General features: G+C 65.7%; 25 protein-coding genes. 13 read left to right on the forward strand and 12 right to left on the reverse strand.

The annotated features are described in order from the left end of the window. Nucleotides 1-62 precede the first annotated feature (62 nt). The 3 genes from pncA to AC1VNY_RS12360 all read left to right on the forward strand — a co-directional run bounded on the left by pncA (nt 63) and on the right by AC1VNY_RS12360 (nt 2,144). On the forward strand, nt 63-773 hold the full coding sequence (pncA, locus tag AC1VNY_RS12350; protein WP_482405348.1) for a bifunctional nicotinamidase/pyrazinamidase: 711 nt from the start codon (nt 63-65) through the stop codon (nt 771-773). A gap of 22 nt (nt 774-795) precedes the next feature. Beyond that, on the forward strand, nt 796-1,650 hold the full coding sequence (locus AC1VNY_RS12355; protein WP_482405349.1) for a helix-turn-helix domain-containing protein: 855 nt from the start codon (nt 796-798) through the stop codon (nt 1,648-1,650). 68 nt (nt 1,651-1,718) lie between these two features. Further along, the gene (locus AC1VNY_RS12360) at nt 1,719-2,144 is read left to right on the forward strand and encodes a VOC family protein (RefSeq protein WP_482405350.1); all 426 of its coding nucleotides are present in this window, start codon (nt 1,719-1,721) and stop codon (nt 2,142-2,144) included. A gap of 48 nt (nt 2,145-2,192) precedes the next feature. On the opposite strand, the gene grpE is transcribed toward AC1VNY_RS12360, so the two are convergent. Further along, nucleotides 2,193-2,798 (reverse strand): nucleotide exchange factor GrpE, encoded by a 606-nt coding sequence (gene grpE, locus AC1VNY_RS12365; RefSeq protein ID WP_482405351.1) that lies wholly within the window; start codon nt 2,796-2,798, stop codon nt 2,193-2,195. Between the two features lie 165 nt (nt 2,799-2,963). Then, nucleotides 2,964-4,052 carry a heat-inducible transcriptional repressor HrcA gene (gene hrcA, locus AC1VNY_RS12370; RefSeq protein WP_016841498.1) on the reverse strand — a complete coding sequence of 363 codons (1,089 nt, stop codon included), beginning with the start codon at nt 4,050-4,052 and terminating at the stop codon, nt 2,964-2,966. Between the two features lie 170 nt (nt 4,053-4,222). On the opposite strand from hrcA, the gene rph reads away from it, so the two are divergent. The 3 genes from rph to hemW are packed head-to-tail and all read left to right on the forward strand — an operon-like array spanning nt 4,223 to nt 6,727. Next, nucleotides 4,223-4,936 carry a ribonuclease PH gene (gene rph / locus AC1VNY_RS12375; RefSeq protein WP_016841497.1) on the forward strand — a complete coding sequence of 238 codons (714 nt, stop codon included), beginning with the start codon at nt 4,223-4,225 and terminating at the stop codon, nt 4,934-4,936. 11 nt (nt 4,937-4,947) lie between these two features. Next, on the forward strand, nt 4,948-5,583 hold the full coding sequence (gene rdgB, locus AC1VNY_RS12380) for an RdgB/HAM1 family non-canonical purine NTP pyrophosphatase (RefSeq protein ID WP_482405352.1): 636 nt from the start codon (nt 4,948-4,950) through the stop codon (nt 5,581-5,583). Continuing rightward, entirely contained in the window at nt 5,570-6,727 is a 1,158-nt protein-coding gene (gene hemW / locus AC1VNY_RS12385) for a radical SAM family heme chaperone HemW (protein WP_482405353.1), read from the forward strand. Before rdgB ends, hemW begins: the two co-directional genes overlap by 14 nt. 88 nt (nt 6,728-6,815) lie before the next feature. Here hemW and AC1VNY_RS12390 read toward each other — a convergent pair whose 3' ends face one another. Beyond that, a complete protein-coding gene (locus AC1VNY_RS12390; protein WP_482405354.1) occupies nt 6,816-8,030 on the reverse strand; it encodes a penicillin-binding protein activator in 1,215 nt (404 codons plus the stop codon). Between the two features lie 323 nt (nt 8,031-8,353). Here AC1VNY_RS12390 and rsmI point away from each other — a divergent pair, with 323 nt between their 5' ends. From rsmI to AC1VNY_RS12410, 4 genes are all read left to right on the forward strand, one after another. Further along, nucleotides 8,354-9,307, forward strand: coding sequence for a 16S rRNA (cytidine(1402)-2'-O)-methyltransferase (gene rsmI / locus AC1VNY_RS12395; RefSeq protein ID WP_304497963.1), 954 nt, complete (start codon nt 8,354-8,356; stop codon nt 9,305-9,307). Further along, complete coding sequence (locus tag AC1VNY_RS12400) at nt 9,294-9,680, forward strand: YraN family protein (RefSeq protein ID WP_038382707.1); 387 nt, start codon at nt 9,294-9,296, stop codon at nt 9,678-9,680. Before rsmI ends, AC1VNY_RS12400 begins: the two co-directional genes overlap by 14 nt. A 25-nt stretch (nt 9,681-9,705) precedes the next feature. Further along, nucleotides 9,706-10,653 (forward strand): glutathione synthase, encoded by a 948-nt coding sequence (gshB, locus tag AC1VNY_RS12405; protein WP_482405355.1) that lies wholly within the window; start codon nt 9,706-9,708, stop codon nt 10,651-10,653. A gap of 191 nt (nt 10,654-10,844) precedes the next feature. Next, on the forward strand, nt 10,845-11,816 hold the full coding sequence (locus AC1VNY_RS12410; RefSeq protein ID WP_482405356.1) for an MBL fold metallo-hydrolase: 972 nt from the start codon (nt 10,845-10,847) through the stop codon (nt 11,814-11,816). Nucleotides 11,817-11,910: 94 nt separating this feature from the next. Here AC1VNY_RS12410 and fsrB read toward each other — a convergent pair whose 3' ends face one another. Continuing rightward, nucleotides 11,911-13,200, reverse strand: coding sequence for a siderophore utilization protein FsrB (fsrB, locus tag AC1VNY_RS12415; RefSeq protein ID WP_482405357.1), 1,290 nt, complete (start codon nt 13,198-13,200; stop codon nt 11,911-11,913). A gap of 28 nt (nt 13,201-13,228) precedes the next feature. Next, nucleotides 13,229-15,391: a TonB-dependent siderophore receptor gene (locus tag AC1VNY_RS12420; RefSeq protein ID WP_482405358.1), complete on the reverse strand. Its 2,163-nt coding sequence runs from the start codon at nt 15,389-15,391 to the stop codon at nt 13,229-13,231. A 550-nt stretch (nt 15,392-15,941) separates the two neighbouring features. On the opposite strand from AC1VNY_RS12420, the gene AC1VNY_RS12425 reads away from it, so the two are divergent. The 3 genes from AC1VNY_RS12425 (at nt 15,942) to AC1VNY_RS12435 (ending at nt 20,497) form a co-directional block, all read left to right on the forward strand. Further along, complete coding sequence (locus AC1VNY_RS12425) at nt 15,942-17,492, forward strand: YifB family Mg chelatase-like AAA ATPase (RefSeq protein WP_482405359.1); 1,551 nt, start codon at nt 15,942-15,944, stop codon at nt 17,490-17,492. A 229-nt stretch (nt 17,493-17,721) separates the two neighbouring features. Next, entirely contained in the window at nt 17,722-18,144 is a 423-nt protein-coding gene (locus tag AC1VNY_RS12430) for a hypothetical protein (protein WP_482405406.1), read from the forward strand. A 103-nt stretch (nt 18,145-18,247) separates the two neighbouring features. Further along, complete coding sequence (locus AC1VNY_RS12435) at nt 18,248-20,497, forward strand: PAS domain-containing hybrid sensor histidine kinase/response regulator (protein ID WP_482405360.1); 2,250 nt, start codon at nt 18,248-18,250, stop codon at nt 20,495-20,497. Nucleotides 20,498-20,663: 166 nt separating this feature from the next. Here AC1VNY_RS12435 and coaA read toward each other — a convergent pair whose 3' ends face one another. The 7 genes from coaA to hisB form a co-directional block, all read right to left on the reverse strand. Then, a complete protein-coding gene (gene coaA / locus AC1VNY_RS12440) occupies nt 20,664-21,620 on the reverse strand; it encodes a type I pantothenate kinase (protein WP_026192056.1) in 957 nt (318 codons plus the stop codon). 35 nt (nt 21,621-21,655) lie between these two features. Beyond that, the gene (locus AC1VNY_RS12445; RefSeq protein WP_028341982.1) at nt 21,656-21,979 is read right to left on the reverse strand and encodes a phosphoribosyl-ATP diphosphatase; all 324 of its coding nucleotides are present in this window, start codon (nt 21,977-21,979) and stop codon (nt 21,656-21,658) included. Nucleotides 21,980-22,129: 150 nt separating this feature from the next. Continuing rightward, nucleotides 22,130-22,906, reverse strand: a complete 777-nt coding sequence (gene hisF / locus AC1VNY_RS12450; RefSeq protein ID WP_038382736.1) for an imidazole glycerol phosphate synthase subunit HisF — start codon at nt 22,904-22,906, stop codon at nt 22,130-22,132. Between the two features lie 9 nt (nt 22,907-22,915). Further along, complete coding sequence (gene hisA / locus AC1VNY_RS12455; RefSeq protein ID WP_028335795.1) at nt 22,916-23,644, reverse strand: 1-(5-phosphoribosyl)-5-[(5-phosphoribosylamino)methylideneamino]imidazole-4-carboxamide isomerase; 729 nt, start codon at nt 23,642-23,644, stop codon at nt 22,916-22,918. Further along, nucleotides 23,641-24,291: an imidazole glycerol phosphate synthase subunit HisH gene (hisH, locus tag AC1VNY_RS12460; RefSeq protein ID WP_482405361.1), complete on the reverse strand. Its 651-nt coding sequence runs from the start codon at nt 24,289-24,291 to the stop codon at nt 23,641-23,643. Before hisH ends, hisA begins: the two co-directional genes overlap by 4 nt. Further along, complete coding sequence (locus AC1VNY_RS12465; protein WP_482405362.1) at nt 24,288-24,818, reverse strand: DUF2628 domain-containing protein; 531 nt, start codon at nt 24,816-24,818, stop codon at nt 24,288-24,290. The genes hisH and AC1VNY_RS12465 overlap by 4 nt, the downstream gene beginning before the upstream one ends. A gap of 86 nt (nt 24,819-24,904) precedes the next feature. Next, nucleotides 24,905-25,498 (reverse strand): imidazoleglycerol-phosphate dehydratase HisB, encoded by a 594-nt coding sequence (hisB, locus tag AC1VNY_RS12470; protein WP_016841476.1) that lies wholly within the window; start codon nt 25,496-25,498, stop codon nt 24,905-24,907. Between the last annotated feature and the right edge of the window lie 21 nt (nt 25,499-25,519).

A 25,519-nucleotide genomic window follows, 5' to 3' on the forward strand; every position in this document is an offset into this window, starting at 1 on the left:
CTTTCGCAGCTCCACGAACGGAACTAGCCTCCTCGCGCGGCTACCAAAGCGAGGAGGGCGCGATGTTGGATCGACGACAGGTCGTTGCAGGGCTCGGTACGCTGGCGCTTGCGGCGCTGGTTCCAAAACATCTCTGGGCGGCTGCCATCAAGCCCGACGACGGCTCCGCGCTGCTCGTGATCGACGTCCAGAACTGCTTCCTGCCCGGCGGCAGCCTCGCGGTGAAGGACGGCGAGCAGGTGGTGCCGGTGATCAACCGGATCGCCAAGAGCTTCGCCAATGTCGTGATGACGCAGGACTGGCACACGCCCGGACACATCTCCTTTGCCTCGACCCATTCCGGCAAGAAGCCGTTCGAGACCGTCGACCTTGCCTATGGCAAGCAGGTGCTGTGGCCCGACCACTGCGTCCAGGGCACCGATGGCGCTTCGCTGTCGAAGGAACTCGCGATCCCGCAGGCCGAGCTGATCATCCGCAAGGGTTTTCACAAGGACGTCGACAGCTACTCCGCCTTCACCGAGGCCGACGGCAAGACCACCACCGGGCTCGCCGCCTATCTGAAGGCGCGCAACGTCGAGCGGGTTTTCGTGGCCGGGCTCGCCACCGATTTCTGCGTGGCATGGACCGCGCTCGATGCGCGCAAGGCCGGCTTCGAGACCTATGTGGTGGAAGACGCCTGTCGCGGCATCGACACCCAGGGATCGCTCGCCAAGGCATGGGACGACATGGCCAAGGCCGGCGTCAAGCGCATCCAGTCCACGGATATCGCGTAAGACGCAGCCTCGCGAGATCCGCATGGCCGCGTCTGCGTCACCCCTTGCATTCGATCTCGCGCAGCGCCTGCCATCGCCGCGCCTGGCGGGCCTGATCGTCCGGATCACCGGTTATCGCGAGACCGCGACGGGCCGGTTCGCGCAACGGCAGACCGCGCCGCTGATCGTCCCGCTGATCATCAGTTTCGGCTCGCCGTTCCTGATCGCGCTGTCGCGCGAGCCCGGTGCGGCCGATCGTCAGCTCAGCTTCGCCGCCGGCCTGCATGCCGGGCCTGTCTACATCGAGTCCGACGGCCACGCTGCCTGCGTGCAGGTCGATTTCACCCCGCTCGGCGCCTACAGCTTCTTCGGCGGCGCCGTGACCGACCTCGTCGGGCGCATGGTCGATATCGGCGATGTGCTCGGCCGTGATGGCCGTCGTCTGCGCGAGCAGCTCGGCGCCGTGGCGTGCTGGCAGCGCCGCTTCGACCTGATCGAGGCGTTCGTGCTGCGCCGCGCCGGCCACACGCCGTCTCCCGAAGTCGCGTTCGCCTATCGAAAACTGGCGCGTTCGGCCGGTGCTGTCAGCATCACGGCACTGGCCGACGAGATCGGCTGGAGCCGCAAGCATCTGGCCGGCCGGTTTCGGTCCGAGCTCGGCCTCGCCCCCAAATCGCTGGCGCGCATGATGCGGTTTCACCGGGCGAGCCGGCTGGCACAAAGCGGCGCCGCGCTTGGCTGGGCGGGGATCGCGGCGGAAAGCGGCTATGCCGACCAGGCCCATCTCGCCCGCGAGTTCGTCGAGTTCGCGGGCGAACCGCCAACCGCCTGGGCGCGCCGCCAGGCGCTGACCGACCGCCGGCTGGTTCACGCCGACGATGGGCTGGCGGACTGGTAACAAACCTTCAAGCCGACGCCACGTTGCCTCGTGCAGGATGGCGCCGTCAGCCAAGGAGGTGAGCGACCATGACGCACGACATCGAACCGCCCCGCATCTATCCGACCCTGCGCTGCAAGGACGCCGAGGCGATGACCAATTGGCTCACGACGGTGCTTGGGTTCACCGAACACGTCGTCTACCGCGATGGCGGCGTGATCCATCACGCCGAGCTCGCCTATGGTTCCTCGATGCTGATGCTGGGCCAGAGCCGCGACGACGCATATGGCAGGCTGGTCGGCGACCTCGACAACCGCCGCACGGACTCGATCTATATCGCCGTCGACGATCCCGACGCGCTGCACGCGAAGGTCAAGGCCAGCGGCGCAAAGATGGAGATGGAACTGCGAGACACCGACTATGGCAGCCGCGACTTCGCCTGCCGCGATCCGGAAGGAAATCTCTGGAGCTTCGGCACCTATTGGCCGAAGGCACACGAGAAGCCGCGACCGTGAGCCCGCGCAATCCGCGAGCTCACAAACGGGCAGCCGGGGTTGGACGGATCAGGCGGTGATGTCGGCCGTCGGGACGGCCTTGGCGCCGCCCTTGGAGACGCCGACCAGTGCCGGACGCAGGATGCGCTCGCCGATCATGTAACCGGCCTGCACGACCTGCACCACGGTGCCCGACGGCACCGACGGATCAGGCACCTCGAACATCGCCTGCTGGAAGTTCGGATCGAACTTCTCGCCGATCGGGTCGAACTTCTTGACGCCGTTCTTCTCCAGCGCGTTGAGCAGCGAACGTTCGGTCAGCTCGACGCCTTCGATCAGCGCCTTCAGGCCGGGATCGGCGGCTTCCTTGGTCTCGGCCGGCACCGCATCGAGCGCGCGCTGCAGGTTGTCGGCGATATCGAGCACGTCGCGAGCAAAGCCGGTGATGCCGTAGGTCTTGGCGTCGGCGACCTCGCGGCGGGTGCGCTGGCGGAGATTCTCCATCTCGGCCAGCGTGCGCAGTGTCCGGTCGCGCGCCTCGGCGAGTTCCTTGGCCAGCGCCTCCGCCGATCCGGCCTCGGGCTCGTCAGGCATGATGTAGGGCTTCGAGACCACGGGCTCACCCGTCGGCGCCGAATTCTCGGTGTTGTCATTGGCCCGGTTCGGATCGGTCATGGCTTGCCTTCTCGAAAACTCGCGTCGGTTCAAATCTTGGGGATTGCTTGCCGGGATATCGTGCTTTGGGCGGCGAAAATCAAGCGCAACATACCGGTTTCGGGAACTGGCATCTCCGGCTTGGGTGAAGAAAACCCGTCAAATGAAAGCGAAATCGCCCTCCGGTCAGCCGCCGAGCATCTTGCTGACGATGCGAGCGGCATAGTCCACCGTCGGTATCACCCGCGCATAGTTCAGCCGCGTCGGTCCAATCACGCCGAGGACGCCCACGATCCGCCCCTGGGCGTCGCCGTAGGGCGCGATGATGGTCGAGGAACCCGACAGCGAGAACAGCTTGTTCTCCGAGCCGATGAAGATCCGCACGCCCTCGCCGCGTTCGGCGCGGCCGAGCAGATCGATCACGCCGCGCTTGGTTTCGAGATCGTCGAACAGCGACTTGATGCGCTCGAGATCGTCGAGCGCATGCAGGTCCTCGAGCAGATTGGCGTGACCGCGCACGATCAGCTGGCGGTCCTCGTTCTCGCCGCCGGACCAGCTCGCGATGCCCGCCGCGACCACCTTTTGCGTGAGCTGATCGAGCTCGGCGCGGTTTTGCGTCAATGCCGTCTCGAGCTCGAGCCGCGCTTCAGCCAGCGTCCGGCCGCGGATCCGCGCGTTGAGGAAGTTGGTCGCTTCGGTCAGGGCCGAGGATGGAACACCCGGCGGCAGCGCCAGCACGCGGTTTTCGACCTGGCCGTCTTCGCCGACCAGCACGACCAGCGCCTTCTCCGGCTCCAGCCGCACGAACTCGATGTGCTTCAGCCGCGCATTCGACTTTTGCGTCAACACCACCGCCGCGGCACGGGTCAGCCCCGACAGCCGCGTCAGGGCTTCGCCAAGCGCGGCCTCGACGGATTGCGCGCGGCCGACGGCAGCAAGCTGGGTCTGGATCGATTGACGCTCGGCCTCGGTGAGGTCACCGACCTGCATCAGCGCATCGACGAAGAAGCGCAGCCCGAGTTCGGTCGGTAACCGTCCGGCGGATGTATGCGGCGCATAGATCAGACCGAGCTGCTCGAGATCCGACATCACATTGCGGACCGAGGCCGGTGACAGCGGTAATGCGATCAGGCGCGAAATGTTGCGCGAACCGACCGGCTCGCCGGTCGCAAGATAGCTTTCGACGATTTGACGAAAAATGTCGCGCGAACGCTCGTTGAGCTGGGCGAGCCCGGCATGCGGCGCGATCAGGCCAATCGGATCGTGGTGAGTCACACTCCAGTCCCTCACAATTACTGCATAATTTGTCGATCCGGGAGGCCGATGACAAGCATGCATTCGGCCCCGTGGTACCGGACCATACCGGGGCCGAAAACCCTTGCCGCTGCCCCTTCCCCCTCCTACAAGCACGGCCAGCCAATTTTCTCGGATTTCTGGAGGATTTCATGCGGCCAAGCCGCCGTGCACCCGATGAACTGCGTCCCGTGTCGCTGGAACGCGGCGTCGTCAAATATGCCGAGGGTTCCTGCATGGTGAAGTTCGGCGACACCCATGTGCTGGTGACCGCCACGCTGGAAGAGCGGTTGCCGCCGTGGCTGAAGGGCCAGGGCCGCGGCTGGGTCACCGCCGAATACGGCATGCTGCCGCGTGCCACCCTGGAACGCACCCGCCGCGAGGCCTCGGCCGGCAAGCAGGGCGGCCGGACGGTCGAGATCCAGCGGCTGATCGGCCGCTCGCTGCGCGCGGCCGTCGATCTCGAGGCGCTCGGCGAGCGCCAGATCACGGTCGATTGCGACGTCATCCAGGCCGACGGCGGCACCCGCACCGCCTCGATCACCGGTGCCTGGGTGGCGCTGGCCGACTGCATCAACTGGATGAAGACCCGCAACATGCTGAAGACCAATGTGTTGCGCGACAACGTGGCGGCGATCTCCTGCGGCATCTACCAGGGCACGCCGGTGCTCGATCTCGACTATGCCGAGGATTCCGAAGCCGACACCGACGCCAATTTCGTCATGACCGGTGACGGCCGGATCATCGAGGTGCAGGGCACCGCCGAGAAGACGCCGTTCTCGGAAGGCGAGTTCCTGGCGCTGATGGCGCTGGCGCGCAAAGGTGTCGCGCGTCTGGTCGACTTGCAAAAGATCGCGGTGGCGTAGTCAGATTGGTCATGCACCGCCGAATCACCGGAAGGCTCGTCATCGCCACCCATAATCCCGGCAAGCTTGCCGAGATGCGGGAACTGCTGGCGCCGCACGGCGTGGAGGTGGTGTCGGCCGGCGAGCTTGACCTCGCCGAGCCCGAGGAGACCGGCGACAGTTTTCGTGCCAACGCGGCGATCAAGGCGATCGCGGCAGCGAAGGCGACCGGACTGCCCGCCTTCGCCGACGATTCCGGCATCGTGGTCGACGCGCTCGACGGCGCGCCCGGGATCTACTCGGCGCGTTGGGCCGGCGAGGGCAAGGACTTCATGGCGGCGATGACGCGGATCGAACGGCTGCTGCAGGAACGCGGCGCCACCGCACCGGACCGGCGCAAGGCGCACTTCGTATCGGCGTTGTGCGTGGCCTGGCCGGACGATCATCTCGAGGAGGTCGAGGCCCGCGTCGATGGAACCCTGGTCTGGCCGCCGCGCGGCACCGCCGGATTCGGCTATGATCCGGCGTTCCTGCCCGACGGCTACACACGGACCTTCGGCGAGATGACCAGCATCGAGAAGCACGGCCTGCCGCCGCTCGGGCTCGGCCTGTCGCATCGCGCCCGCGCCTTCGTGAAGCTCGCGGAGATCTGCCTTGAGCCACGCTGACCGAGAAGCCTTCGGCGTCTACGTGCACTGGCCGTTCTGCCTGTCGAAATGCCCGTATTGTGATTTCAACAGCCACGTGCGGCATGCGCCCGTCGACGAGGAGCGCTTCGTGCGCGCGTTCGCCCGCGAGATCGAGACGACGGCCACGCGCGTGCCGGGGCGGCAGGTGTCCTCGATCTTCCTCGGCGGCGGCACGCCTTCCTTGATGCAGCCGCAGACCGTCGGTGCCGTGCTCGATGCCATCGGCAAGCACTGGCAGGTCTCGCGCGATGTCGAGGTCACGCTCGAGGCCAATCCGACCAGCGTCGAGGCGACGCGCTTTCGCGGCTATCGCGCAGCCGGCGTCAACCGCGTCTCGCTCGGCGTGCAGGCGCTGGATGATGCTTCGCTGAAGGCACTGGGCCGCCTGCACACCGCGCGCGAGGCGCTCGACGCGGTCGCGATCGCGCGAAGCGCATTCGACCGCTACTCGTTCGATCTGATCTATGCCCGTCCCGACCAGACGCCGCGGATGTGGGCCGATGAACTGAAGCAGGCGATCTCGGAAGCGGCCGAGCATCTGTCGCTCTATCAGCTCACGATCGAGGAAGGCACGCCGTTCTTCGGGCTGCATGCCGCCGGCAAATTGCAGACGCCGGATGAAGCGACCGCGCGCGCGCTCTACGACGTGACGCAGGAGGTCTGCGCCCGCGAGGGATTGCCAGCCTACGAGATCTCCAATCACGCCCGTGCCGGCGCCGAGTGCAAGCACAACCTCGTCTACTGGCGCGGTGAGGAATATGCCGGCATCGGCCCCGGCGCACATGGAAGGCTCGACATCGACGGCGTCAGGCACGCGACCGCGACCGAGCGGCGCCCCGAGGCCTGGCTGTTGAATGTCGAGGAGCGCGGCCACGGCGTCGTCAGCGATGACAGCCTCAACAGCGAAGAACGCGCCGACGAGTTTCTGCTGATGGGGCTGCGGCTCGCCGAGGGCATCGATCCCAAGCGCTATGCGAAGCTCTCCGGCCGCCAGCTCGACCCGCACCGGATCGCGATGCTGCGCGAGGAAGGCGCGATCGCCGTCGATGCCGACGGACGGCTGCGCGTCACGAAGTCGGGATTCCCGGTGCTCGACGCCGTCGTCGCGGATCTCGCGGCCTAGCTGCACGGCGCCAAAATATCGAAAACAACCCCATGCACAGTAGCTGGCGGGTGCTTTAGCGCGATTTCAGGCCGCCGCCTGACGAAAATTAAGCCCCAAAACTCTTCGGCGAACCTGCAACCGCAGTAGCGCCGCCCGAGGCCACCTTCATGACCGCAAGGCCGCGCTCATTGGTGCCGTCGGAGCGGAAGCGGAACAGACCGTCGATACCGGCGAATCCGGATGGATTGGTCAGCGTCTCCGGCGCAAAGCGCTGCGCCCCTTGCGTGCGCGCGAGCGCCGCCATCAGCGCCACCGCATCATAGGCAAGCGTCGCGGTGCGCACCGGCTCGCCGCCATATTTGCTGCGGTAGCGGCCGGCGAAGCTGCGGAAGCCGGACGGATCAGGCGCGGCGTAGAGGCCGCCCTGCAAGACGGGGCTCGCGAACACCCGCGGATTGTCCCACAGCCCGGTGCCGAGCAGCTGGATGTTGCGCAGATTGGCGCCCGCCGCGGTCAAGGCATCGGCGGTCGCGACGACCGAATCACCATCGTCGGCGATCAGCAGCGCGTCGGCCTGGCCGAGCGCCTGCGCCACGGTTCGCGCCGGCGTCGCGCGATCGGCGCCATATTTCTCGAATGCGACGACGCGGCCGTTCTTGCGGCCGACCGCCTGCTTGAACGCGGCCTCGACCACGTTGCCATAGGCATTGTCCGGCACCATCGCGGCGAACGAGCGCTTTCCGATCCCCGCCGAGTAGTCGATGATGCGATTGATGTCGGATTCCGGCAGGAAGCTGAGCAGATAGACGCCGCGCCCGGCCACGCTCGAATCGGTGGAGAACGCGATCACCGAGGTTCCGCGCGGCCGCGTCAGTTGCGCGACGGCCGGCACCGAGCCCGCGAACAGCGGTCCCAGAATGATCTCGGCGCCTTCGGACAGTGCCTGCTGGGCACCCTGCGACGCGCCCTGCGGGCTGCCGCCATCGTCCTTGATCAGGAGCTGGATGTTCGGGTTCTGAAATTCCGCCAGCGCCATTTCGGCCGCGTTCCGCATCGACTGGGCGGCAAGCCCGGCATTGCCGGAAGCCGATAGCGGGAGGATCAGCCCGATCTTGACCTGCCCGGTGCCGACCGCCTGCGGCTGCTGCTGCGGGCCGGCAGGACCGCCTTCCTGGTTGCCGCCGAGCGGGCTGGAAAACTGGCTCAAGCTTTGCTGCACGCCGGAACAGGCCGTCAGCAGCGGCGCGCCCACGAGGAGGCCGAGCGCGGTCCGCCGGGTGGTGCCCGACGGCGGGGACTTGCGGTGATGCGGGCCTTCCATCGTCTCTCTTCTCTTGGCCGACCGTGATCAGCCAGGACTCCATCCAGCTCTGATGAGGCGGGTGGATTCAGGCATATTCTCGGCGAATAGTTAACTAAAACAAAAGGATTATGGCCCCGCGGCGCCCTTGCCGCGGCCTCCATTCCCCCCCCTCAGGCAGCGTTCCGTCACCGCCGTTTGCAGATATGGCGCTAGCGCCGCCATCCCTCTAGAGCTTATCCCGTTCCGATTGAATCGGAACGGGGCTCCAGATTCTCGGTTTGACGCGTTTTCTTCACGCGAACCGGTACCCACTTCGCTCGAAAACGCTCTAGATTGGCATTATGCGCGCAAAAGCCAGTTCCCTCCACCATTCGGATGCCACGACAGGCGCTGCGGCCAGAACCTTTTCGATCGGCGGCCAGCAATTGGCCGCGCCAAGGGCCGCACCCGGGCTCCATCTGGTCGCGACCCCAATCGGAAATCTCGCCGACATCACCCTGCGCGCGCTGGAGACGCTGGCCGGTGTCGACGTCATCGCCTGCGAGGACACAAGGATCACCCGCCGGCTGACCGAGCGTTACGCGATCGCCGCCGAGCTCGCGCTCTACCACGAGCACAACGCGGTCCAGGCCCGTCCCAAAATTCTGGAGCGGCTGGCGCAGGGCGCCGCGATCGCGCTGGTCTCGGATGCCGGCACGCCGCTGATCTCCGATCCCGGCTTCAAGCTGGTGCGCGACGTCTGCGCCGCCGGGCATGCCGTCATCGCGGTGCCGGGGCCATCGTCGGTGCTGACGGCGCTGTCGGTCGCGGCCCTGCCGACCGACCGGTTTTTCTTCGAGGGATTTTTGCCCGCGAAGGAGCACGCGCGCCGGGCACGGCTCAACGAGCTGGCGAGGGTCGATTCGACGCTCGTGATGTTCGAATCGGGCAATCGCGTACAGGACACGCTGCGCGATCTCGCTGCGATCATGGCCGGCCGCGATGCCGCGATCTGCCGCGAGCTGACCAAGCTGCACGAGCAGATCACGCGCGCGCCGGTCGCCGAGCTGGCGGCAAGCGCGGACGCGCTGGAAACACGCGGCGAGTTCGTGCTGGTCATCGGACCGCCGGCCGATGATGCCGGGGTGATGGACCAGGATAAACTTGACGATCTGCTGCGGGCGCAGCTCGCCCGCGGCAGCGTCAAGGATGCGGTCGCCCATGCGGTCGAGCTGTCGGGCCGACCGCGCCGCGAGGTCTATGCCCGCGCCCTCGAGCTTGCGAAGACCACCGGGGACGGAAATGGCGAAGACTGACAGCGCCTCGCCGGAGCGCGTCGCGGCGTTCCGGACCGGCATCTCGGCCGAGAGCCGCGCCGCAGCCCTTCTGATCGCCAAGGGCTATCGCATCCTGGCACGACGCTTCCGTACCCCCTTCGGCGAGATCGACCTGGTGGTGCGCCGGCGCAACTTGCTGGCCTTCGTCGAGGTCAAGGCCCGTGCCAGCCTCGACGACGCCGCCTATGCGGTGACGCCACGGCAGCAGCTGCGCATCATCAATGCCGCCCAGGCCTGGCTGATGGCGCATCCCGAACATGCCGAATTTGATCTCAGATTCGACGCCGTGCTGATTGCGCCGAAGAGCCTGCCGCGCCATCTGTTAGCGGCATTCGACGCCAGCCCTAATTAACCTCAAGACCTCGCGGGACACGCTTATGAAATTGAAGATCGCCGTCCAGATGGATCCCATCGCGCGCATCAATATCCGCGGCGATTCGACGTTTGCGCTGCTGCTCGAGGCGCAAAAGCGCGGCCACGGCATTTCCTACTACACGCCCGACAAGCTGTCGCTGCGCGGCGAGGAGCTGGTGGCGCCGGTGCAACCTCTCACCGTGCGCGACGAGGTCGGCGATCACTTCACGCTGGGCGAGCCGAAGCGCGAGCCGCTCAACGGCTTCGACGTCGTGCTGCTGCGGCAGGATCCGCCGTTCGACCTCGCCTACATCACGTCGACCCATTTGCTCGAGCGCATCCATCCGAAGACGCTGGTCGTCAACAACCCGGCCAGCGTACGCAACGCGCCGGAAAAGCTGTTCGTGATGAATTTCCCGCAGCTGATGCCGCCGACCCTGATCTCGCGCGATCTCGACGAGATCAACGCATTCCGCGACCAGCACGGCGCCGTCGTCATGAAGCCGTTGCACGGCCATGGCGGCGCCGCGGTCTTCCGCGTGATGCCGCAGGACATGAATTTCGGCTCGCTGTTCGACATGTTCTCGGTCACCTTCAAGGAGCCCTGGGTGATCCAGCGCTTCCTCCCCGAGGTGAAGCATGGCGACAAGCGCATCATCCTGGTGGATGGCGAGTTCGCCGGCGCCGTCAATCGCGTGCCGGCAGCGGACGATCTGCGCTCCAACATGGTGCGCGGCGGCGCGGCCAAGGCGACCGAGCTCTCGGATCGCGAGCGCGAAATCTGCGCCACCGTTGGGCCCTCGTTGCGCGAACTTGGTCTGATGTTCGTCGGCCTCGACGTGATCGACGGCAACCTGACCGAGATCAACGTCACCTCGCCGACCGGCATCCGCGCAATCCAACGGCTCAATGGCCCCGACGTCGCAGCGATGATCTGGGATACCATCGAGAAGAAGCGCGCCGCGAAATAATCCTTCTCTCTTGTTGCGTTGCACATGCTGGCTGAAATTTAGCCAGCGTACGGGCGCGCGTGCGTTCGCCTTATTCTACTTGCCAGCTTGCGCGGGCGAGGGCAGCATTCTCTTGCCTGCGTCAGGTCAAGCGGCGGGTCAACGCGCGGGCAACAACGCAAAATCTCATAAAAATTGTGGAGGAAGACGTTATGACGCTCAATGTCTCACGACGATCCTTGCTCGCGCTCGGTGCCGGTCTCGGCGCCAGCACCCTGCTCGGGGGCACCGCACAGGCACGCGCGCCGAAGCTCGGCACGCAGACACCCTATTGGCACCGCTTCATGCTCGGCGAAGCCGAAGTGACCGTCGTATCCGACGGGCCGCTTCCGCTCGGCGATCCCTCCGGCACCTTCACCGGTGTGCCGAAGGAGGAGGTGAAGAAGATGCTCTCCGACAACTTCCTCTCGCCCGACAATGTCGTGCTCGAGCAGAATTCGCCGATCGTCAACACCGGCGACAAGCTGATCCTGTTCGATACCGGCATGGGCACATCGCAACTGTTCGGCAAGACCACTGGGCGGCAGCAGAAGAGCATGCAGGAAGCCGGCATCAAGCCGGAGGACATCGACGCCGTCGTGCTGTCGCACGCGCATATCGATCATATCGGCGGCATCGTCGGCGCCAACGACAAGCCGTTGTTCCCGAATGCGCAGTACTACATCGCGCAGAGCGATCTCGAGTTCTGGACCGACGAAGGCAAGATGGGCAGCCCGTTGAAGGATTTCATCGTGCATGCCCGCAAGAACCTGCTGCCGGTGCGCGACCGCATCGTGTTCTTCAAGGACGGCCAGGAATTCCTGCCCGGCGTGACGGCAATCGCAGCGCCCGGACACACCGTGGGCCACACCATCTTCATGGTGAGCTCGGGCGGCAAATCCTTCGCGTTCCTCGGCGACCTCTCGCATCATGCGGTGCTGCTGCTGGAGCGGCCGCGGATGGAGTTCTCCTACGACACCGACCCGAAGCAGGCGGCGAACTCGCGGGTCAAGCTGCTGGAGATGCTGGCCGCGAACAAGACGGCCGTGATGTCCTATCACTTCGCCTGGCCAGGCTACGGCCACGTCGCCAAGGTCGGCGAAGGCTTCCACTACTATCCGGAGCCGATGCAGATGAACCTGTGACGGACTGATTGCGAAGACGGACTGCCTCGGGAGCGGCCGCCGCCGCTCCCGAATGCATTTGTCATCCGGTGCAAGGAGCCACTGGGTGTCCGGCCTATTCCGCCGGCGCAAGACGGCTCTCGGGGCGTGTGCGCATCGTACCTCGCGCGCCAATCCGCGCACGACGCTTGCGCCACCAGATCACCACACCCGTCGCCGACAGCGCCGCAACCACCAATCCCATCAGCGAGATCAGGATGCGCCCGGGCAAGCCGGCGATCCGGCCGGAATGCAGCGGAAACTGCATCTGCACGAACACGTCGGCCGCGGTGCCGACCCATGGCAGCCGCTCGCCGAGCGGACGGCCGTCCTCGCTGTCGTAGTAAAGCTGCGCCGGCCCGACGCCCGCGGCGCCATGTTCGTCGCCCGGCTCGAAGAATGCGACCGCATAGACGCCATGGGCCGGACCATAATTGATCGAACCGATCGGCGTGGTCCAGCCGCGCGCCCTGCCGTCGGCCGCGGCCCGCGCGGCAATCTCCGCATAGGTCATCCTTGGCTCGATCGGATCGTCGAGATGACGGTATGGCCGCTGCTCGTAGGGTGTCGGCGTGTAGTTGGACACCGTCTTCATCAACGGCGAGAACACCTCGAAATAGAGGTTCAGCGAGAATGCCGTGAACGCGATCACGAACAGCAACGCCCAGGTCCACAGGCTGAAGGCGCGATGAATGTCGAAATTGATTCGATAGGCGCTGCCTGAGGTCTTGATCTTCCAGGCCGGCGCCCAGCGGGTCCAGAAACCCTTGCCGCACGGGCCTGATATTGCCGACGCCCGCTCCGCTCTTGCGCGCCGCCGCGACGGCAGGGTCAGGTAAAAGCCGACGAAGCAATCGATCGTCCAGATCACGGCGATGACGCCGAGGAAGCGCATGCCCCAGCGATCGCTGCCCCAGAATTCGGGGATGTGCATCGTGTAGTGCAGCTTGTAGAGGAACGAGACGAAGTTTTCGCGGGTCACCGGCCAGACCGCGCCCCAATAGCGGCGTCCGAGCTCGGCGCCGGTGTTCGGATCCAGGAAGACCTGGTTGTAGTCGAGCGTGTAACGTTTGCCGGTCGCCGGATCGATCCGCGGCAGCACGAAGAACCACAGCGACTCGCCTTTCTCCGCGGTCATGAACATGTGGACGACGCGGGCACGATGATCGCGCTGCTCGATCAGCCCTGCGAGCTCGACCGACGGGATCGCCGGTCCGGAGCTCGTCACCTCGAACAGCTGGCTGTTGAGCACATCGTCGATCTCGTGGTCCCACGAGATGATCGCGCCGGTGACGCCCGAGAAGAACAGGAAGGCCGCGGTGAGAAGACCCGCCCAGCGATGCAGTCGTCCGAAGATTGGTCTCATGGGCATTTCAGCAGGTTGTTCGGGGTGATCACCAGCGATAGGTCAGCTTCGCGATCGCCTTGCGACCCTCCGCGTAGAAGCAGCTGGTGTTGCCGTAGCAGGCTGCCACGTAACGCGTGTCGGCGAGGTTGGTGACGTTGAGCGAGAGGCGATAATTGTCCCTGGTGTAGGCGACGAGCGCATCGACGACCGTCGATGCCGGCACCTTGAAGGTGTTGGCGTCGTCGCCGAACGTCGATCCGACGTAGCGGACGCCGGCCCCGAACTGGACGCCGGCGAGCGGACCTCCCTGAACGGTGTAATCGCCCCACAGCGAGAAGCGGTTGAGCGGGACCGTGGTCGGCGCCTTGCCGACATTGACGGGATCCTTGGTGACGACCGCGTCGACATAGGCGTAGCCGCCGCGGATATTGACGCCCTCGACAAGCGTCGCGGTGCCTTCGAGCTCGATGCCGCGCGACCTGACCTCGCCGGTCTGCTCCGCGAAATAGGACGGCGGGGCGTAGGTGACGACGTTGGATCGGGTCAGGTCGAAGGCGGCCAGCGTGATCAGCGCATTGATGCCGACCGGCTGGTACTTGACGCCGACTTCGTACTGGACGCCGGACTCCGGCTTCAGCAGTTCGCCGGCGGCGTTGATGCTCAGCACCGGCAAGAATGATTCCGAATAGCTGAAATAGGGCGCGATGCCGTTGTCGAAATTGTACATGACGGCGGCCCGCCCGGTGAATGCCGAGGCATCGGTCGAGGTCGACGTCCTCGCGAGATTGTTGTCGAGGTCGGTGGTGACGAAATCCTGCCGCCCGCCAAGCAGGAACGACAGCCGGCCGAGCCTGATCTGGTCCTGCAGATAGAGGCCGGCCTGCGACTGCTTGATGCCGGTGTCGTCATACGGCCCGTTGTTGATCCAGCTGTTGGTGTAGACCGGTGCGAAGACGTTGAGCTTGCCGGTGCTGTAGCTGGAGGCCATGTCTCGGAACGAGGTGTTGCGGTAGTCGACGCCGAACAGCGTCGTGTGGCTCAGCATGCCGGTGACGAACTTGCCCTGCAGCTGGTTGTCGACCGCGAAGGAATCGATCGTCGAGCTGCCACCGGCGCCGCCGCGCGACAATAGGCCCGCGGCTTCGTCGGCGGCCGACGCATAGCCGGTGCCGTAGAAGCTCTTCTGCTCGTTGTGCATCCACGAATAGCGCAGGTTCTGGCGGAAGGTCAGCGCCTCGTTGAAGTCGTGCGACAGCATGTAGCCGACCGAAGATTGCTCGGTGTCGAACTGGTTGAAGCCGGGTTCGCCGACGAAGCGCGTGTTCGGAATGTAGCGGCCGTTATTGGCCCAGACGGTGCCGGACGGCGGCAGGAATTGCAGGCCCCAGCCGGTGCGTTCCTTCTGGTAATTCGCGAGGAAGGTGATCGTGGTGTCCTCGTTCGGCTTCACGGTGACGGCGGGCGCGATGAAGACGCGATTGTCCTTGGTGTAGTCGACCTGGGTCTCGCCATCGCGCGCGACGCCGGTCAGGCGCCACAGCACCGTCCCTTCCTTGTTGGCGCGGCCGCCTATATCGAACTCGCCCTGATAGCGGTTGAAGCTGCCGCCGGACAGCGACACTTCCCCGAACTCGCGCGCGGTCGGCAGCTTGCTGACATAATTGAGGATGCCGCCGGTGCCGCTGCCGCCGAACATCGCCGAGGATGGTCCCTTCAGGACTTCGAGGCGCTCGGCGCCGTACGGATCGAGCCCGAGGAAGTGCACATAGTTGCTGCTCGGCAGCCGCAGGCCGTCGAGATAGAGGCCCGGCATCGTCATGTCGAAGCCGCGGATCTGCAAGCCGCCGAAGCGGGTGTCCGAGCCGCCATTCACGTCGCCACTGACGCCTGCGGTGTAGCGCAATGCCGCGCCCACCGATTCCGCACCCTGATTCCTGATCTGCTCCGTCGTGACGACCGAGATCGATTGCGGGATTTCGATCAACGGCGTGTCGGTCTTGGTCGCCGTGCCCGAACGCGTGGCAACGAACCCGACCACCGGACCGCCGGCGCGCTCACCGGCGCCGGCACCGGATCGTGCCGCCGCCGGCGGCGTCGCCTGCTGGGATCGAGCCACGCGGTTGGCGCGGCTCGGGCGTGCGGTCACCGGACGACGAACCGGTTTTGCATTCGGAGCTGTCGCGCGCTGCTGCGGCGCGTCCACGCTCACCGGCGGTAGTTCCGATTGCGCGTCGGCGCGTTCGATCGTGACTCCTGCGGCAAGGACGGCGGCGGTACATAGACCGATCGTTCGCAGTCGCGGATGTTGACGGGTGGAATGCGAAGCAAGTCGATCGATCACGCGAAGGCGCCCCTGATGTCAGCCTGGATGGATTTGTGATCCGGCTCTACAGCGCGGGGCTCGCGAGTACAGACCTCGGCAGTTGGAATAGATCGAGACCGCGCGCGCGATCAGCGTGCGATCGCTGAAACAGCAAGGAAATCGACGACACGCTGCGACAATAAGCGCGATGCTCGTGCGTGCTGGAATGATTCTTGAAAATGATTCTTGCAGTTGTCGACGACGCGAGCCGTGTTCGATCGCGAGAAACACGTGTCATCGCGAGCGACGCCATACGCTTCCGCACCGGCCCGAAGCGGATGCGCCGCGCGGTGAAGTGGTACCGGACGATCAGCCCTCGGCGCGGCGAATGTTCTTGTAATGTTCTTGCGCTCGCCGCCGGGTTCCGCTACCCTCGATTGCGGAAGATAGGGGCAGCATGGTTCAGCGCGTTTCCACCGTCGCATTCGAGGGGATCGAGGCCCGCGCGGTCGACGTGCAGGTGCAGGTCGCGCCGGGATTGCCCGCGTTCGCGATCGTCGGCCTGCCCGACAAGGCGGTGTCGGAAGCCCGCGAACGCGTGCGTTCGGCGCTGATCGCCTCCGGCCTCGCGCTTCCCGCCCGCCGCATCACCGTCAACCTCGCACCCGCCGACCTGCCCAAGGAGGGCAGCCATTACGACCTGCCGATCGCGCTCGGCCTGATGGCGGCGATCGGCGCGATCCCGCCGGATGCGCTGAACGGCTTCACCGTGCTCGGCGAGCTCGGGCTCGACGGCTCGATCGCGCCGGTGGCGGGCGTGCTGCCCGCGGCAATCGGCGCCAATTCGCGCGATGAGGGATTGATCTGCCCGGCCGCCTGCGGCTCGGAAGCCGCCTGGGCCAGTCCGGACATCCAGATCATCGCGGCACACTCGCTGATCCAGATCGCCAACCACTTCAAGGGCACGCAGGTGCTGTCGCGCCCGCAGCCGAAGGTGCAAGACCAGAACGAGGCGCGCGAGGAAACGCTTTTGGACCTGCGCGACATCAAGGGCCAGGAGAGCGCGAAACGCGCGCTTGAGATCGCCGCCGCCGGCGGTCATCATCTGTTGATGATCGGATCGCCCGGCGCCGGCAAATCGATGCTGGCGGCGCGACTGCCCTCGATCCTGCCGCCGCTGTCGCCGTCGGAGCTGCTCGAAGTCTCGATGATCGCCTCGGTTGCCGGCGAGATCCGCGACGGCGCCTTGACCGCGCGACGCCCGTTCCGCAGCCCGCATCATTCCGCCAGCATGGCCGCGCTGACCGGCGGCGGCATGCGCGCCAAGCCCGGCGAGATCTCGCTCGCGCATCAGGGCGTGCTGTTCCTCGACGAACTGCCGGAGTTCGATCCGCGTGTGCTGGATTCGCTGCGCCAGCCGCTGGAGAACGGCGAGGTTTCGGTGAGCAGGGCCAACCACCGCGTCACCTATCCGGCGCGCTTCATGCTGGTCGCGGCCATGAACCCGTGCCGTTGCGGCCATGCCTATGAGCCCGGCTATTCCTGCAAGCGCGGCCGGCTCGACCGCTGCACCGCCGACTACCAGATGCGGATCTCCGGCCCGCTGATGGATCGCATCGATCTGCGGATCGAGGTGCCCGCCGTGACCGCGGCCGATCTGATCCTGCCGCCGCCGGCGGAGGGATCGGCTGAGGTTGCCGCCCGCGTCGCGGCCGCGCGCGACATCCAGCTCGCGCGCTATGCGGCTGCCGGCATGCCGCATGTCCGCACCAATGCGGAAGCGCCGAGCTCGCTGCTCGAGACCATCGCGCAGCCCGACGCGCATGGGCAGAAGCTGCTGCGCGAAGCTGCCGACAACATGCACCTCACCGCGCGCGGCTATCATCGCGTGCTGCGGGTGGCGCGCACGCTTGCCGATCTCGACGGCGCCGAGACGATCGGCCGGCTGCACCTCGCCGAAGCGCTGTCCTATCGTGCATTGGCCGACGATTTGCGTCGCGCCGCCTGACCTAACTGAAGCCCTGTCCCGATTCGTGCCGGAATGCCCCGCGTCAACGCGGCGGTAACGAGTTTTGTTTACGCTCCGCAAACCATAAGCACCGCGATCGGCGGCAAGCTTGGGTCGAGCGAGTTGTGTCATGTTGCGTTTGAAGATTTTGACCTCGGTGGTCCCCCTTGCCGTGGCCGCGGTCCTTGCCCGCGCCGAGTTCCTGCCGGGCCCGCGGCCCTGCATCGAGATGGGTGGCGCCACGATGCAGATCGCATCGATCCCCTGGCTGGCGCAGCTTCACGTCAGCTTCACCGACGACCCCAGCCAGGCCACCGTCCGGGTCCAGATCGCCGACAGCGCCGACGCCGCCGACTTCACCGTGATCGACGACATCGACGATACCGAGGCCGGCGCCTGCGAGCGCAGCGCTGCGCCGCAGCTGATCGGGATTTCCAGCGAGGCCTCGGCAACCGGCCCCGTCATCTATCTGACGCATGATGCCGGCCCATCCGACTACCGTGTCTTCGTGCAGTCGAAGACGTTCTCGGTGCGCGATGCCGCGGCCCTGATCGTCAGCGCCCGCGGCGGACACCGCCGCCTCGAAGCCGCATCGCCCGCGCCTGACACGCGCGTCCCGAACCGGGTCATGGCAGAGTTAACCCCCCGCTAACCTTGTTCTGAGGGCAGCGCGAAATGGCCACCAATTTCAAGCACTTTGCAAGCTGGCCGACGCATCGTCAGCGCCAGATCAAGCTGTCTCAGGGTCACCATTGATGGGGCGTTTCTTCCGGATCAAGTTGCGCCTTCGCCGCTTCCTCCGGCGCCATTCCTGGGTCGCGACGATCGTCCGTTCGTTCACGATCTTCTCCGTCGCGTTCGGCAGCGCCTTCGGGTTCATTTCGGGCGCGCTCTCGCAACAGAGCGGCTACGATCCCAATGCATTCGCGATCGGGGTCAGCTTCCTGTTCGCGCTCGCCTGCCTTTGGATCGTGACGCTCGGCATCCGCCTGCGGCTGATGCGCAAGCGGCTGCGCACCATCGCCATGCACAATGAAGCGATGGCCGACCGCAACTGGGAACTGCAGGAGGCCGAGCAGCGCGCCTCCACCCTGTTCGAGGCGCAGGACGATTTGATCGTGCTGCGCGACCTCGACGGGCTCATCACCTATGCCAACGATGCCTATTGCGAGCTGGCGCAGATTTCCCGCAGCGAATTGATCGGCAGCACCGCAACGCTGAAGGTGCTTGAACAGGGCGACACCGCGCTCGAATCCAACGGCACGCGGGTCTACGACCAGAGGATCGAGGGTCCGCTCGGGCCGCGCTGGATCGCCTGGCGTGAAGGCCTCGTGCGCAACGATGCCGGCGCGCCGGCGGAGATGCAGAGCGTCGGCCGCGACGTCACCGACCGCACCGAGAGCGAGCACGCGCTCGCCGAAGCGCGCGATCAGGCCGACGCCGCCAACCGCGCCAAGTCGCGTTTCCTTGCGATGGCGAGCCACGAGATCCGCACCCCGCTGAACGGCATCATCGGCATGAGCGGATTGCTGATGGATACGCAGCTGACGCCGGAGCAGATGACCTACGTCAAGGCGGTCAAGACGTCCGGCGACGCGCTGCTCGCGCTGATCGAGGAGCTGCTCGATTATTCCAAGATCGAGGCCGGCAAGATCGATCTCGAACACCGCGTCTTCGCGCTGTCCGGCCTGATCGAGGACATCACCGAACTGCTGGCGCCACGCGCGCAGACCAAGGGCATCGAGATCGCCGCCTATGTCGACGAACGGCTGCCGATGCAGGTGACCGGCGACGCCGCGCGGCTGCGTCAGGTGCTGCTCAATCTCGCCGGCAACGCCATCAAGTTCACCGCGACCGGTGGCGTGGCGCTGATCGTCGAGCCCGGCATCTGGCCGAATGAGATCAACTTCCTGGTTCGCGACACCGGCATCGGCATCGCGCCAGAAGCGCAGCAGCGTATTTTCCGGGAGTTCGAGCAGGCCGACGATCGGATCGCGCGCAGCTATGGCGGCACCGGCCTCGGCCTCTCGATCAGCGACCGCATCGTCAAGCGGATGGGCGGCCGCATCACGCTCGCAAGCACGCCGGGCGCCGGCTCGACCTTCGAGGTGTCAATCCCGCTCGTCGCGGCCGATACCGGCGGGGCCAACGGCTTCGCCGCGCCCGACTTGACCGGACATTCGATCATGCTGGTGGCGCCGCACAGTATCGAGGTCTCGCTGATCTCGCGGCGGTTGCAGCGCTGGGGCGCACAGACCTGTATCGTGTCGGATGCCAATGTCGCAGAGGCGCTGCTGCCGGAGCGGAGCTGGCACGCGGCGCTGATCGACCACACGCTCGGCACCCCGGCGATGGAGGCGTTTGCCGACGCCGCCCGCCTCCACGCAACCCATCGCATCGTGATGTTCACGCCGGCGACGCGGCAGGACCTTTCGGCCTCCGAGTCAGCCATGTTCACCGGTTACCTGGTCAAGCCATTGCGCGCGTCGTCGCTCGCCGCACGCCTGACCGCATCGCCGGAAATCGCTGCGCCGAGCCTTGCGATCGAGGCGGCCGCCGAGTCCGCGCCCACGGCGCCCGCATCCGCGTTGCCGGACAAGGGGCTCTCGATCCTGGTCGCCGAGGACAATGAGATCAACGCGCTGTTGATGCGCTCGCTGCTCACCCGGCTCGGCCACAACGTGGTCATCACCACCAATGGCGAGCGGGCGATGGAGTCCTGGCTGTCGGCGACCTCAGCCGGCACGCCCTATGATCTCGTGCTGATGGATATCCAGATGCCGCGCCTCAACGGCATCGAGACCACCAAGCAGATCCGCGCCCATGAGGCGGCGCAATCCGTCCGCCGGACCCCGATCCTGGCACTGACGGCAAATACGCTGGTGGAAGACCGCTATGCCTGCTTCGAGGCCGGCATGGACGGTTTTCTGATCAAGCCGCTCGACCGTGAGAAGCTGGAAGAAGCGCTCGCGGGCCTCGCAGCCGCGCGGCATATCGCGGCGTAGTAGCGAAAATTCCGCGTCGTCCCGGCGAAGGCCGGGACCCATAACCACGACTGCCAATTGGTGAACAAACGTCTCGCCGCCTGCCCTTTGCAGGGGCCGCGGAGAATGGGTCCCGGCTTACGCCGGGACGACACCGTTGATGTGGTCCGCTATAGCGGGTCAGAACTTACAGCCGGCGCAGCGCGACCGACTGCACCACGTGGTCGGCGCCCTTCTTCAGGATCAGCGTCGCGCGCGGGCGGGTCGGCAGGATGTTGTCCTCGAGATTGGCGAGGTTGGTGCGCTCCCAGATCGCGATCGCGGTCGCCGTTGCTTCCTCGTCCGACAGCGGCGCATAGCGGTGGAAGTAGGACCTCGGATCGGTGAACGCGGTGTCGCGCAGCGCCAGGAAGCGCTTGATGTACCACTCCCGCAGCACGGCCTCGTCGGCGTCGATATAGACCGAGAAATCGAAGAAGTCGGAAACGAACGGCACCGCCTTGCCGTCGCGCGGCAGCCGCCCGGTCTGCAGCACGTTGACGCCCTCGACGATCAGGATGTCAGGCTGGTCGATCTCGACCCATTTGTTCGGCACGATGTCGTAGGTCAGATGCGAATAGACCGGCGCGCGCACGCGGCGCCGCCCCGCCTTGATGTCGCTGAGGAACGACAGCAGCGTCGGCAGATCGTAGCTCTCCGGAAAGCCCTTCTTCTGCATGATGCCCTGCCGCTCGAGCACGGCATTCGGAAACAGAAAGCCGTCGGTCGTGATCAGATCGACCTTCGGCCGCGGCGACCAGCGCGCCAGCAGCGCCTGCAGCACGCGTGCCGTGGTCGACTTGCCGACCGCGACGGATCCGGCGACGCCGACGATGTAGGGCATCTTGCGGTCGCGGATGTTGAGGAACTGACGCTGCGAGTAATACAGCCGCTGCGTCGCATCGACATAGATCGAGAGCAGCCGCGACAGCGGCAGGTAAATGTCCTCCACCTCCTGCAAATCGAGGCGATCGTGCATCGAACGCAGACGGTCGAACTCGCCCGGCTCGAGCGTCATCGGCGTATCGTCACGCAGATGCGACCATTGCTGGCGCGTGAAGATGCGGTAGGGGTTGTACTGCTGATCTGGTGCCCGGATGTCCATGAGGCCGCCCCTCTCGATGCGCTCGATCATTTGCGCTAGTCGCGCTTGCGCGACGCCTTCTCTTCCAGTCCCGACATCGAGGTCCGCTTCTCCAGCGCGGCCTCGACATCCTCCAGCTTCACGCCGCGTGATTTCAACAGAACCAGCAGGTGAAACACGAGATCGGCACTTTCCGCGATGAGGTGATCGCGGTCATTCTCGACCGCGGCGATCACGGTCTCGACCGCTTCCTCGCCCAATTTCTTGGCGCAATGCTCCGCGCCCTTGTCGAGCAGCTTGCGGGTGTAGGACGCCTCACCGCCCGTTGCAGCGCGGGCGTCGATGGTGGCGGCCAAATCGTGGACCGTGAAACGCGACATCAACTCAACTCAAGCATGCACAGCGGCACCGCACGGGTGCCATCCCTTAGGTGGGGACTTAGCATTTTTGTGACAAGGAGTCCCAGCTCTCCCTGTTTGAGCGTGGTCTTCACGGAAAACCGGTCTCCACTTTTCCGGACCACGCTCACGCTACGGATCGAGCCGCATCGGCAGGCCGGCGCGCACCATGTGATCCTTGGCCTGGCGGATGGTGAATTCCCCGAAGTGGAAGATCGACGCGGCCAGCACGCCGGTGGCGTGACCCTCGCGGACGCCGTCGACCAGGTGATCGAGATTGCCGACGCCACCGGACGCGATGACCGGTACGGGGACACTGTCCGCGATCGCCCGGGTCAGCGGCAGGTCAAAGCCCTGCCTGGTGCCGTCCCGGTCCATCGAGGTCAGCAGGATTTCGCCGGCGCCGAGCGAGACGACCTCCTGGGCGTATTCGATGGCGTCGATCCCGGTGGCATTCCGCCCGCCATGGGTGAAGATCTCCCAGCGGTCCGAGCCGCCGGCGCGCTTGACCCGCTTGGCGTCGATCGCAACCACGATGCATTGCTCACCGTATTTCTCGGCCGCTTCCTTGACGAATTCGCGCCGGCTGACGGCCGCCGAATTGATCGAGACCTTGTCGGCGCCGGAGCGCAGCAGGGTCTTGATGTCGTCGACGGTACGGACGCCGCCGCCCACGGTCAGCGGCATGAAGCAGGCCTCCGCGGTCCGCCGCACCACATCGAGCATGATGCCGCGGTTCTCATGGGTGGCCGTGATGTCGAGGAAGGTGAGCTCGTCGGCGCCGGCGGCATCATAGGCGATTGCTGCCTCGACCGGGTCGCCGGCGTCGCGCAGATCGACGAAGTTGACGCCCTTGACCACGCGGCCGTCCTTGACGTCGAGGCAGGGGATCACGCGAACCTTGAACATGATCTCCTCCTACGCGCCGCGGATCAGCTGAAGGGCAGCGGCCGGATCGAGCCGTCCGTCATAGAGCGCACGGCCGACGATCGCGCCGGCCAGCTTCTTCGCACGCGGCTCCAGCAGCGCCTTGACGTCGTCGATCGAGGCAAAGCCGCCGGAGGCGATCACTGGAATCGAGATGCGGTCGGCGAGCGCGATGGTAGCGTCGAGGTTGAGGCCCTTGAGCAGGCCGTCGCGGGCGATGTCGGTGAAGATGATCGCGGCGACGCCGGCATCCTCGAAGCGCTGTGCGATCTCGAGCGCGGTCACATGCGAGGTCTCGGCCCAGCCTTCGACCGCGACCTTGCCGTCGCGCGCATCGAGACCCACGGCCACGCGACCTGGGAATGTCTTCGCCGCGCCCTTCACCAGCTCGGGATCGCGCACTGCGGCGGTACCGATGATGACGCGCGTGATGCCCTTGTCGAGCCAGGCCTCGATGGTCTTGAGGTCGCGGATACCGCCGCCGAGCTGCACCGGCATGGTGACGGCCTTCAGCATCGCCTCGACCGCATGGGCATTCATCGGCTTGCCGGCGAAGGCACCGTCGAGATCGACGACGTGGAGATATTCGAAGCCCTGGGCGGCGAAGCTCGCGGCCTGCGCCGCCGGATCGAGATTGAACACGGTGGCGCGCGCCATGTCGCCCTGCTCGAGGCGCACGCACTGGCCGTTCTTCAGATCAATCGCTGGAAAGAGGATCACGGCTTCCACTTCAAGAAATTGGCGATCAAAGCGAGGCCGAAGCGCTGGCTCTTCTCCGGGTGAAACTGGGTGCCGATCGCGGTGTCCTTGCCGACGATCGCGGTCACCGGCCCGCCATAATCGGCGCGCGCGAGCACGTCCGCCTCATTGGCGGCGTTGAGGTGATAGGAGTGCACGAAATAGGCGTGACGTCCCTTCGGCCCGAGCGGCAGCCGCTCCAGCACCGGATGCTCGCGCACCATGTCGAGCGTATTCCAGCCCATATGCGGGACCTTCAGGCTCTCGTCGCGCGGCTCGATCTTCTCGACATCGCCGCCGATCCAGTTGAAGCCCTCGGTGATCACGTGCTCCTTGCCGCGCGTCGCCATCAGCTGCATGCCGACACAGATGCCGAAGAACGGCCGCGCCTTGACCCGCACCGCTTCGGTGAGCGCTTCCAGCATGCCGTCGACCGCGTCGACGCCGCGGCGGCAGTCGGCGAACGCGCCGACACCGGGCAGCACGATGCGATCGGCGCGATACACCGCGTCGGGATCGCGCGTCACCTTGATGACTTGCGGATCCTCCATGCTGCGCGCGGCGCGCTCGAAGGCCTTGGCCGCCGAATGCAGATTGCCGGAGCCGTAATCGATGATTGCAACGGTCATCGCGTTCCTCCCGGCTCTGGAAACAATCCGATGATGCCGCCCTGCGGCATCGACGGGGGTTTTGAGAATGATTGACCCGGAACGTCGCGGGTCGGCGGCGGCGCGCCGCGATCGACCGATCGCTGGTCGTTGACAGCGCCGCGATGCCGCGCAGTCCAGCGCGCGAAGAAGCGGCGCTCGGCGGCCTCCACGTCGTCGCCCACGACAATGTCGATCTGGCGCCATTTGCGCCGCGACAATGTCCAACGTTGCAAGCTCGCCGCTTCGAGCCCGAGCAACACCATCAGCACCAGGTCGACGAAGAAGATCGCGCTGCGGCCGACGCCAAGCTTCGTCAGCGCGTAATCGATCACGAAAGTAAGAACGAGCCAGCCGATCAGCGCCAGCCAGAGCCGATGCCAGGCCAGCCAGATCACGCCCGCAACCGCGGCCCAGAAATGGAAGCCGTCGCGCACGAAGACGAACTTGTCGGCCGCCGCGAGATCGGCGCCGTTGGCCACGGGGGCATGCACTGTGTAGACCGGCATCGAACGCTCCGCCAAGGATGGACTCTTATTTAAAGCATGATCTTTCGGAAAACCGGCATCTACTCTTCCGGATCATGCTCCAGAGATCAGCCGCCGAGCTGACCCTTGGTCGAGGGCACTTCGCCCTGGGCACGCGGATCGATCGCAATTGCCGTCCGTAGCGCCCTCGCCAGACCCTTGAAACAGGATTCGGCGATATGATGGCTGTTCTCGCCATATAGGGTCTCGACGTGCAGAGTCACGCCGGCGTTCATCGCGAAGGCGTTGAACCACTCGCGCACCAGTTCGGTGTCGAACTCACCGATCTTGTCGCGCGGGAATTCGGCCTTGAACACCAGCACCGGGCGGCCGGAAATGTCGATCACGACGCGCGACAGCGTCTCGTCCATCGGCATGTGGATCGAGGCGTAGCGGGTGATGCCGGCCATGTTGCCGAGCGCCTGCTTCACGGCCTGTCCGAGCGCGATCCCGACGTCTTCGGTGGTGTGGTGGTAATCGACATGGAGATCGCCATCCGCCTTCACCGTGATGTCGATGCGCGAATGCCGGGCCAGGAGGTCGAGCATATGGTCGAAGAAGCCGATCCCGGTCGAAACCGTGGATACGCCTGCTCCGTCGAGGTTGACCGTCACCTCGATGTCGGTCTCCTTGGTCTTGCGCTTAATGGTTGCGGTGCGCATGAAGATTGAGCTTTCCCGTGC

It is taken from the genome of Bradyrhizobium ferriligni (genome assembly GCF_056837965.1).

Bases quoted from the DNA above. Each gene is read 5' to 3' on its own strand.
- pncA (WP_482405348.1), top strand. From the start codon at position 63: ATGTTGGATCGACGACAGGTCGTTGCAGGGCTCGGTACGCTGGCGCTT.
- AC1VNY_RS12355 (WP_482405349.1), top strand. From the start codon at position 796: ATGGCCGCGTCTGCGTCACCCCTTGCATTCGATCTCGCGCAGCGCCTG.
- AC1VNY_RS12360 (WP_482405350.1), top strand. From the start codon at position 1,719: ATGACGCACGACATCGAACCGCCCCGCATCTATCCGACCCTGCGCTGC.
- grpE (WP_482405351.1), bottom strand. From the start codon at position 2,798: ATGACCGATCCGAACCGGGCCAATGACAACACCGAGAATTCGGCGCCG.
- rph (WP_016841497.1), top strand. From the start codon at position 4,223: ATGCGGCCAAGCCGCCGTGCACCCGATGAACTGCGTCCCGTGTCGCTG.
- rdgB (WP_482405352.1), top strand. From the start codon at position 4,948: ATGCACCGCCGAATCACCGGAAGGCTCGTCATCGCCACCCATAATCCC.
- AC1VNY_RS12390 (WP_482405354.1), bottom strand. From the start codon at position 8,030: ATGGAAGGCCCGCATCACCGCAAGTCCCCGCCGTCGGGCACCACCCGG.
- rsmI (WP_304497963.1), top strand. From the start codon at position 8,354: ATGCGCGCAAAAGCCAGTTCCCTCCACCATTCGGATGCCACGACAGGC.
- AC1VNY_RS12400 (WP_038382707.1), top strand. From the start codon at position 9,294: ATGGCGAAGACTGACAGCGCCTCGCCGGAGCGCGTCGCGGCGTTCCGG.
- gshB (WP_482405355.1), top strand. From the start codon at position 9,706: ATGAAATTGAAGATCGCCGTCCAGATGGATCCCATCGCGCGCATCAAT.
- AC1VNY_RS12410 (WP_482405356.1), top strand. From the start codon at position 10,845: ATGACGCTCAATGTCTCACGACGATCCTTGCTCGCGCTCGGTGCCGGT.
- fsrB (WP_482405357.1), bottom strand. From the start codon at position 13,200: ATGAGACCAATCTTCGGACGACTGCATCGCTGGGCGGGTCTTCTCACC.
- AC1VNY_RS12425 (WP_482405359.1), top strand. From the start codon at position 15,942: ATGGTTCAGCGCGTTTCCACCGTCGCATTCGAGGGGATCGAGGCCCGC.
- AC1VNY_RS12430 (WP_482405406.1), top strand. From the start codon at position 17,722: ATGGGTGGCGCCACGATGCAGATCGCATCGATCCCCTGGCTGGCGCAG.
- AC1VNY_RS12435 (WP_482405360.1), top strand. From the start codon at position 18,248: ATGGGGCGTTTCTTCCGGATCAAGTTGCGCCTTCGCCGCTTCCTCCGG.
- coaA (WP_026192056.1), bottom strand. From the start codon at position 21,620: ATGGACATCCGGGCACCAGATCAGCAGTACAACCCCTACCGCATCTTC.
- AC1VNY_RS12445 (WP_028341982.1), bottom strand. From the start codon at position 21,979: ATGTCGCGTTTCACGGTCCACGATTTGGCCGCCACCATCGACGCCCGC.
- hisF (WP_038382736.1), bottom strand. From the start codon at position 22,906: ATGTTCAAGGTTCGCGTGATCCCCTGCCTCGACGTCAAGGACGGCCGC.
- hisH (WP_482405361.1), bottom strand. From the start codon at position 24,291: ATGACCGTTGCAATCATCGATTACGGCTCCGGCAATCTGCATTCGGCG.
- AC1VNY_RS12465 (WP_482405362.1), bottom strand. From the start codon at position 24,818: ATGCCGGTCTACACAGTGCATGCCCCCGTGGCCAACGGCGCCGATCTC.
- hisB (WP_016841476.1), bottom strand. From the start codon at position 25,498: ATGCGCACCGCAACCATTAAGCGCAAGACCAAGGAGACCGACATCGAG.